Genomic DNA, 6,803 nt, shown 5'->3' with positions numbered 1-6,803 from the left:
ACATCGGTCGTTGTGATGGGAAAAATTGATACAGACAATGAAAAATCCAGTTTCATTAACCTGTTTGCCTGCATCAATGCCGTCATCGAAGCCCTCAACCCAAAAATGAGTGAAAAGGAAGTTGCTGAACTGGTAAAAGCCAAAGTTCAAACCCCTGACAATCCTGATGAAAACGGGCTTTTGCATACTGAGTTCACCCATAAGGGCATCACTTACCGTTACACATTGATCCCGGCAACGGCAGGCGCTGTGTTCGATGCCGAACCAGAACAATAACGGCCAAGCCATGGCTCTCCGCCATGCTTATCGCCATGACGGGCTGGGCAAAAGAATAAGCTGATTGTTAAAAAGCCCGCATCTTGCGGGCTTTCTTTTACTTGGCCATCTTGTCGTGATCGGCCTGGGCCTCTTCCAACAGAAAATCCAGCTTACCGGCCTCAGCATCCGCCGCGATCTGCCGATCCCAGGCGTCGGCTGCGGCCTCCTCAGCGCTGGCGCTGCGCTTGGCAAGTTGCTCAAGGTACTGCTTGATCAGCCATTCAACGAGGTTGCCGCTAGTCCTGTGTTGATTTTTGGCAGTTTCACCTAAACGGTGTTTAAGGTCTTCGTCAATGCGGAATGTTAGGGTTACTTTTGCCATATTTTTTCTCTTGACTTGATAAATCATGGCTCTTATTATGAATCGTAAGACAACAGCTTACAAGTCTTAAATAAAACGCCCCGCAACGGTACTGGCATACCGAAGCAGGGCTGACCACATCAATGTCTGAATAGGAGACACCGAAATGGCTACGCCAAATACTACACCAACTATTTCTGAAATTCAGGTCACGCTGCTGCGCGCCTCCGGCCTTGCCGCCGTGATCGGGTATGCTGAAATCGCCCGCGACTACGTGAACGAAGACCCAAAATTCTCACCCGCGCCGTGCGACTTCCGGGCGGCCAGCGAAGCGCTGATTGAGGTTATTTACAAGGCGCAGGAACAGCTTGAACGGCTGGAACGCGGCAGCCGCAAAATGGGGGTGGTGGCATGAACGCAGCAAACAAACTCATCGCCATGCTGCTCAACACCAAGGTGCAGGCCATCGCCCAGCACCGCGCAGCCCTGACCGAACTCCGCGCCGCGCAGGAAGCGGAAGACCCCAACCACGCCGTTGTCGCTGGCCTGCTGGGCAACGTCAACGAAGCCGCCGAAGCGGTGCGCGAAAGCAAGGGGCAACTCAAGCAGGCCTACCGCGACGCCGCCAGACAGCAGCAGGGACAGGAACAGCCCACCAAGGCCGAACAGGCATTCCTGCTTGCCCTCAATGAGTTCAAGGCCAGGATTGCCGCCATCCAAGGGGGTGCGGCATGAACACGGCAATCATCGGCGTACAGCCAACCATCAATCCATTCTCATACGAAAGCCACGAAGTCAGAACGGTAGCGGTTGATGATAACGTCTGGTTTTGTGCCAAGGACGTGTATGAATCACTGGGTTTGCAATGGTCAGGGTTGAAGTCCAGTAGCCTGAAGAATGTGCCTGAAAAGTGGGTTATGCCCTTACAACATCAGACCACTAAGGGGGAAAGAGACCTGATTTTCATCTCTGAACCTGCTGTCTATCAGGCCATATTCCGCTCCAACAGCCCCAAAGCGATGGAGTTTACCGAGTGGGTCTGTGAAGAAGTCCTGCCTGCAATCCGCAAAACCGGATTCTTCGGGCGGGTGGACCCAAAGACCCGCGTCGTCGTGTCAAAGCAGGTGTCGGCGCTGGTCAGCGAACTGGTCGGTTGCCGCAACCTGATGCAGCAAAAATACCTGATTGGTGAAATCCGCGACCTGTGCAACATGATCGGCAAGGCCATGCCGGACATGGCCGAACTGCACACGGAAGTAGGCCAAGGCGTTTTGACATTTGGTGGAGGTGCAGCATGAACGAAGAAATTGAGTTTTGGGTAGCTGGCGTGCCGGTTGTACCGGCTATCAATATCCTTATCGCCGAATGCCCGCACTGTCGGCACACCCAAGAGGTAAGCAAGACAATAACTATTCCCATGCCGGTGCATGAATGTGAAATGTGCCACGGCAAATTCTCTGCTTCATCGTCGATGAAATGGGAGGGGAATAAGGTTGATCTGGCATCTCACAAAAAGCCCCAATCAAATCATTTGGATCAATTGGGTTTGTTTGGTGGATTGGCCACCTAACCCCGCACTATAGAAACCATGAGCAAAAGCCCGCCCTGCGCGGGCTTTTTTGTGATCTGGCTCAGGCCGCGTCCTGCTTTGGCTGGACTTCCTCGCCAGCCAGCCGGATCAACATCCGCAAGGCGTGGTTGACCGCCGCTGAATCCTTGAAATGCACGGCCACGTCGCTGTCCAACCGAACCACATTGGAGCCTTCCTGGTAAGCCTTATGATGCTTGCCGCGCACACCGCCGGAAAAATCGTATTCCGGCCTCATCTCATCATGGTTGCTCATACTGTTTTCTCTCCTGTCGGGTGGCGTGGCGGGCGCTGATCAGCCGGATAAGCGCATCAGCCCGTTCAGTGTAGGAAACAACCAGCAGGTTGCCTTGATCAGAGCGGCCAATGCTCAGGAAACGGAACTCACCTTCCGAATGGTCAGGGTCTGGAATGGTGATCTCCAACGGGTCGGCAAAAATGGTCTGGGCTTCGGCAAAGCTGACGCCATGCTTACGCCCATTCGCCGCTGCCTTGTTGTCATCCCACTCAAAATCCATACCCATGCTCCTGTGTGGAAGGCAACCAAACCCGCCTGTCCATAAAAACCTGTATCCGGTAAAAAAAGCCTGATTGCAGCGTCGACGTTAACACCGAAAACCTGTGGCGGCAAATTCCTATCCGTGGGCGCATCAGGGCTGCCGCCCCCCAGGTTTGTTTCAACCAGCGCCGCGCGGGTTGGAACACCAGCCCATGCGCGTGCGCCTGGCTGTGTAGAGTGGCGGCAATCCCGTCGTGATGACGGCACTTTCCCGCTACAGCAGGACACGACATGCGCGGTACAGTTTCAGTCAACAACCTCAATCTGAGCCAGGGCGAGTTCCCGGAGATCGAGCGGAAATTCCTTTTCATCGGCGTTGGGGGCAACCCGGACAACCTCGGCAAAACCTTGTCATTGGGCAACGCCAGCGACCTGGACGGGCTGCTGGGTGACGCCGACTCCCCCCTGAAAACCAACCTGGCCGCCGCCCGCCTGAATGCGGGCGACAACTGGTTTGCCTGGGCGCTGCCGGTGGCGGCGGATGATGACAATGCCGACTTGTTGGCGGCATTCGATGAGGCGATGGCGACGGCATTCCGTGGGACATCGCCGGAGGCGGTGGTGGTGCTGCGCACCGCGCAGACGGCAGCTGAGATCAGCGCCTGGCACGACAAGCTGATGGAGCTGCGCGGCGCAACCGGCCGCCAGATGTTCGCCATCCTCGCCGTCCCCGGCTGCCTGCAAACGCAGACCTGGGCGGATTACGAGGCGGCCACCACCGCGCTGGTCGCCCCGCTGGCCGCCAACCGCGTGATGGCCGTCCCGCAGTTGCACGGCAACAACGTCGGCGTCATCGCCGGGCGCTTGTGTGACCGCTCCGTGGGCGTCGCCGACACCCCGATGCGGGTGGAGACCGGGCCGTTGCTGGGGCTAGGGCTGGGCGAGGAGCCGGTGGATGCGGACGGGCGTTTGCTCGACGAGTCCACCCTGATGGCGCTGGACGCCGCCCGCCTGAGCGTGCCGCAGCATTATGCCGACTACCCAGGAACCTACTGGGCGGATGGCAACCTGCTGGAGACCCCGGCTGGCGATTTCCAAGTGGTTGAATACCTGCGGCCGGTCCTCAAAGCCTGCCGCGCGGTGCGCATCCTCGCCATCGGGCGCATCGGCAACAAGAATTTCAACGACACGCCCGACAGCATGGCGTGGCACAAACACCACTTCGCCCGCCCGCTGCGGGAGATGAGCAAGACCGCCACCGTCGAAGTCGGCGGGCAAAAGCTGCCGCTGGTGGGCGACATCATGCCGCCAGGGGCGGGGTCGGTGGTGATCCAGTGGGTTTCCATGACCCGCGTCAACCTGGTGCTGGTGGTCAAGCCGTACCGCTGCCCAAAACAGATTGTCACATCCATCGCCCTTGACCTGAGTGGGGAGCTGTAAACATGAGCACAAAACGCATTTCAGGCAAGGACGTGCGCCTGTACGTGGGCGGCGTGATGCTGTTCGCGGAAAAGTTTGAACTGAAAATTGATGACAAGCGCGCGGTGGCGCTGACCAATGGCGTCCCCAATGGCTGGGTGGACGGCGAAACCACCGCCAGCGGCTCCATCACCCTGGATTCCAGCAATTTCGACATGCTGTTGCAGGGCGTCGGCGGCGCCAGCTGGAAGGACATCGCGCCACAGGACATTCAGGCGTTCGCCTCGGCGGGCGGGCTGGCCAAGGACGTGAGCGCCCATGGCTGCCTGCTGCGCCTTTCCGACCTGTGGAGCAGTGAAAGCAAGGGCGGCGAGAAGATGACCCACACGGTCGAATATGACGTGACCTCGCCGGATTTCGTCAGCATCGACGGCATCCCGTACCTGACCGCCGCCGAAACCGCCGGTTTCTACTGATTTACCGCCGCCCGTGAACCACCGGCGGCCACCCCACCATAACGGAGACTCCCCATGCAGAAAGACATCACCCTGGAGCTGGCCAACACCGAAAACGGCGATTTGCACGAGTTCAGCTTTACCGTCACCAGCGACGCCTACCACCGGCTGCAAAACGCGCTGATGGGCAAAGACAAGGTCGCGCCATTGCATAACTTCACGCTCGCTTGTGCCGACGCCAGCCAGAAGCAGGACTTTATTGCCTACCTGTCCGCCAATGAAGGCATGGCGGGGCAAGTGGCGGGCGCGCTGCTGGAAGAATTCCTGCCGAAGGTGGAGATCAGCGTAAAAAAGCCGAAGGATGGGCAGACTACGCCAGCAGCGACGGTTTAAGGCAATTGGAAACCCTGGCGATGCACTACCTGCCGCACATCCCGCCTGGGCAACACGACGAGGAAAGCCTCGGCGCGGCGCTGTGGCTGGAAAGGCGCTACTGGGAACGGATGGAAATCGCCATCGCCAACGGCATTTCCCGGTCGCTGGGGGGTGACGCATGAGCGGCAACCGGCTGGAATTCATCGTGTCGCTGGTCGACAGGGTCACCGGCCCCCTCAACAAGATCACCAACCTGATGGGGAACATGCAGCGCGCCGCCGCCACGGGGCCGCTGGCGAAGGCACACAAATTCACGGTGCAACTGGTGGACAAGGTGACATCCCCGCTGCGCTCGCTGATCGCGCAGAATTCTGGCGCGATCAAGCGCTTCCAATCGGGGTTCGGCAAGCTTAAATCCGGCGCGATGGAGCTTGCCGCCCCTGTCCAGGACTTCATGCACGGGGTGCTGGACACCAGCCGCGAATACCAGACGATCACCGAAAAATTCAACCAGTACGGGATGGGGGGCGCGGCGCTGGCTGAAGCTGAGAAATTTGCTTCCGCCGCCAACATTGCCGGGGCCAGCCGGGTGGACATGCTGCGCTATATGACGGAAGCGCAGGGCGTGTTCCGCGAATCTGGAGCCAAAACGCTGGATGAGCAGTTGGCCGCCGCCAAGATGGCGGCCCCGATGCTGGCCAAGGTCAATGTGGCGAGCAAGGGGCTGGATGAGCACATGCAGGGGCTGATGCAGGATCAGCAGATGGACATGCTGCGCTTCACCGAGCAGATGGGCGGGCTGAAATCCCCCGAACGCTTCAATGAGCTGATGAGCGGCGGTTTCAAGGCGATCCAGAGTTCCGGCGGCAATGTGAACTGGGATCAGTTGCGCCAGTTTGTCAGCAAGGCAGGCTCTTCCGCCTACCAGCTTTCCGACCAGGCGCTGTTTGCGAAGCTGGAGCCGATCATCGGCGAAATGAAAGGCGGCGCGGCGGGCGACGCGCTGATGACTTCTTTCCAGCGCATGAATGGCATCGTCAAAAACAAGGCGATGGCCCACAAGATGATTGATTATGGCATCTGGAATGAAGATGCCGTGGTGTTCGACAAGCTGGGCGGGGTGAAAAAGTTTGTCCCCGGCAAACGGGTATTGGACCAGGACACCAGCAGCCTGCTGTCGACTGACCCGGTGGCCTTCTATGAAAAGGTCATGTTGCCCAAGTACAAAGGCCGTGGCCTGTCCGAAAGCGACATCATGACGGAAAACTCCCTCATCTTCGGCCGCCAGGGCGGCAAGATGTTCAACCTGATCCACAAACAGCAGGAACCGATCCACCGTTCGGTTGAGGCGTTCGACAAAGCGCGGGGAATCGACGGCAGCTATGAAGCCATCCAGAAAAACTACGCTGGCCAGCAAATGTCGCTGGACGCCAAGTGGAAAGATTTCCAATTGGCGCTGGGGCAGGATGGCGGCTTGCTGGATATGGCCACCCAGGGGCTGCGGATGCTGGGCGACGCCGTTTCCTGGCTGACCAACGCCGCCCATGAGCACCCTGCCCTCGCCCGCTTTGCGATGGTCGCGGGCGGCGTGGTGGCGGGGCTGGCGGGGTTCTCGATGGTTGCAGGCGTGGTTTCGATGGCGGTGGGCGCGCTGGAAATGCTGGGGGCCGTGGTGGGGGTGATCTTGTCCCCCATCGGCCTGCTGGTCGCGGGCGTGGTGTCCGGCAACGGCATCAGGAAGGGCAGTTGTTAGCCAATCCGCAGCGATGACGGAAAATTTCAAAAATGTTGGGCTCAGTATAGGGCTTAAAGAAGTTAAATTGTCATTGATGAGGCAATGAGTGGGTG

The 6,803-nt window shown here is 58.7% G+C and carries 13 protein-coding genes; 10 read left to right on the top strand and 3 right to left on the bottom strand.

Annotated features, from left to right (window positions below; translation table 11 throughout):
- The coding region (locus VSS37_RS18535; protein ID WP_324697594.1) for a hypothetical protein at positions 1–276 on the top strand (276 nt) is incomplete at its 5' end.
- Between the two features lie 97 nt (positions 277–373).
- On the opposite strand, the gene VSS37_RS18530 is transcribed toward VSS37_RS18535, so the two are convergent.
- Entirely contained in the window at positions 374–640 is a 267-nt protein-coding gene (locus tag VSS37_RS18530; protein WP_324697591.1) for a hypothetical protein, read from the bottom strand.
- Positions 641–785: 145 nt separating this feature from the next.
- Here VSS37_RS18530 and VSS37_RS18525 point away from each other — a divergent pair, with 145 nt between their 5' ends.
- The 4 genes from VSS37_RS18525 to VSS37_RS18510 are packed head-to-tail and all read left to right on the top strand — an operon-like array spanning position 786 to position 2,189.
- Positions 786–1,034: a hypothetical protein gene (locus VSS37_RS18525; protein ID WP_324697589.1), complete on the top strand. Its 249-nt coding sequence runs from the start codon at positions 786–788 to the stop codon at positions 1,032–1,034.
- Positions 1,031–1,354, top strand: a complete 324-nt coding sequence (locus VSS37_RS18520; RefSeq protein ID WP_324697588.1) for a hypothetical protein — start codon at positions 1,031–1,033, stop codon at positions 1,352–1,354. Before VSS37_RS18525 ends, VSS37_RS18520 begins: the two co-directional genes overlap by 4 nt.
- Positions 1,351–1,917 (top strand): BRO-N domain-containing protein, encoded by a 567-nt coding sequence (locus VSS37_RS18515; RefSeq protein WP_324697587.1) that lies wholly within the window; start codon positions 1,351–1,353, stop codon positions 1,915–1,917. The genes VSS37_RS18520 and VSS37_RS18515 overlap by 4 nt, the downstream gene beginning before the upstream one ends.
- Positions 1,914–2,189 carry a hypothetical protein gene (locus VSS37_RS18510; protein ID WP_324697585.1) on the top strand — a complete coding sequence of 92 codons (276 nt, stop codon included), beginning with the start codon at positions 1,914–1,916 and terminating at the stop codon, positions 2,187–2,189. The genes VSS37_RS18515 and VSS37_RS18510 overlap by 4 nt, the downstream gene beginning before the upstream one ends.
- A gap of 61 nt (positions 2,190–2,250) precedes the next feature.
- On the opposite strand, the gene VSS37_RS18505 is transcribed toward VSS37_RS18510, so the two are convergent.
- Complete coding sequence (locus tag VSS37_RS18505; protein ID WP_324697583.1) at positions 2,251–2,463, bottom strand: hypothetical protein; 213 nt, start codon at positions 2,461–2,463, stop codon at positions 2,251–2,253.
- Entirely contained in the window at positions 2,450–2,725 is a 276-nt protein-coding gene (locus VSS37_RS18500; RefSeq protein WP_324697581.1) for a BrnT family toxin, read from the bottom strand. Before VSS37_RS18500 ends, VSS37_RS18505 begins: the two co-directional genes overlap by 14 nt.
- Positions 2,726–2,997: 272 nt before the next feature.
- Between VSS37_RS18500 and VSS37_RS18495 the strand changes: the two genes are divergently transcribed.
- From VSS37_RS18495 to VSS37_RS18475, 5 genes are read left to right on the top strand one after another with little or no spacing between them, the layout of a single operon-like run.
- On the top strand, positions 2,998–4,146 hold the full coding sequence (locus VSS37_RS18495; RefSeq protein ID WP_324697579.1) for a DUF2586 domain-containing protein: 1,149 nt from the start codon (positions 2,998–3,000) through the stop codon (positions 4,144–4,146).
- Positions 4,147–4,148: 2 nt separating this feature from the next.
- Positions 4,149–4,601 (top strand): phage protein, encoded by a 453-nt coding sequence (locus tag VSS37_RS18490; RefSeq protein WP_324697577.1) that lies wholly within the window; start codon positions 4,149–4,151, stop codon positions 4,599–4,601.
- Between the two features lie 54 nt (positions 4,602–4,655).
- Complete coding sequence (locus tag VSS37_RS18485) at positions 4,656–4,973, top strand: putative phage tail assembly chaperone (protein ID WP_324697575.1); 318 nt, start codon at positions 4,656–4,658, stop codon at positions 4,971–4,973.
- A 20-nt stretch (positions 4,974–4,993) separates the two neighbouring features.
- Complete coding sequence (locus tag VSS37_RS18480) at positions 4,994–5,137, top strand: DUF6890 family protein (RefSeq protein WP_324697574.1); 144 nt, start codon at positions 4,994–4,996, stop codon at positions 5,135–5,137.
- On the top strand, positions 5,134–6,708 hold the full coding sequence (locus VSS37_RS18475; RefSeq protein ID WP_324697573.1) for a hypothetical protein: 1,575 nt from the start codon (positions 5,134–5,136) through the stop codon (positions 6,706–6,708). The genes VSS37_RS18480 and VSS37_RS18475 overlap by 4 nt, the downstream gene beginning before the upstream one ends.
- Positions 6,709–6,803 lie beyond the last annotated feature (95 nt).

It is taken from the genome of Candidatus Thiothrix phosphatis, assembly GCF_035668035.1.
Lineage (GTDB): Bacteria > Pseudomonadota > Gammaproteobacteria > Thiotrichales > Thiotrichaceae > Thiothrix > Thiothrix phosphatis.
Note: the sequence above shows the minus strand (reverse complement) of the source record. Positions and strands in the feature narration are given on the sequence as shown.

Excerpts from the sequence above, each read along its gene's own strand:
- VSS37_RS18530 (WP_324697591.1), bottom strand. The coding sequence starts at position 640 with ATGGCAAAAGTAACCCTAACATTCCGCATTGACGAAGACCTTAAACAC.
- VSS37_RS18525 (WP_324697589.1), top strand. The coding sequence starts at position 786 with ATGGCTACGCCAAATACTACACCAACTATTTCTGAAATTCAGGTCACG.
- VSS37_RS18520 (WP_324697588.1), top strand. The coding sequence starts at position 1,031 with ATGAACGCAGCAAACAAACTCATCGCCATGCTGCTCAACACCAAGGTG.
- VSS37_RS18515 (WP_324697587.1), top strand. The coding sequence starts at position 1,351 with ATGAACACGGCAATCATCGGCGTACAGCCAACCATCAATCCATTCTCA.
- VSS37_RS18510 (WP_324697585.1), top strand. The coding sequence starts at position 1,914 with ATGAACGAAGAAATTGAGTTTTGGGTAGCTGGCGTGCCGGTTGTACCG.
- VSS37_RS18505 (WP_324697583.1), bottom strand. The coding sequence starts at position 2,463 with ATGAGCAACCATGATGAGATGAGGCCGGAATACGATTTTTCCGGCGGT.
- VSS37_RS18500 (WP_324697581.1), bottom strand. The coding sequence starts at position 2,725 with ATGGATTTTGAGTGGGATGACAACAAGGCAGCGGCGAATGGGCGTAAG.
- VSS37_RS18495 (WP_324697579.1), top strand. The coding sequence starts at position 2,998 with ATGCGCGGTACAGTTTCAGTCAACAACCTCAATCTGAGCCAGGGCGAG.
- VSS37_RS18490 (WP_324697577.1), top strand. The coding sequence starts at position 4,149 with ATGAGCACAAAACGCATTTCAGGCAAGGACGTGCGCCTGTACGTGGGC.
- VSS37_RS18485 (WP_324697575.1), top strand. The coding sequence starts at position 4,656 with ATGCAGAAAGACATCACCCTGGAGCTGGCCAACACCGAAAACGGCGAT.
- VSS37_RS18480 (WP_324697574.1), top strand. The coding sequence starts at position 4,994 with ATGCACTACCTGCCGCACATCCCGCCTGGGCAACACGACGAGGAAAGC.
- VSS37_RS18475 (WP_324697573.1), top strand. The coding sequence starts at position 5,134 with ATGAGCGGCAACCGGCTGGAATTCATCGTGTCGCTGGTCGACAGGGTC.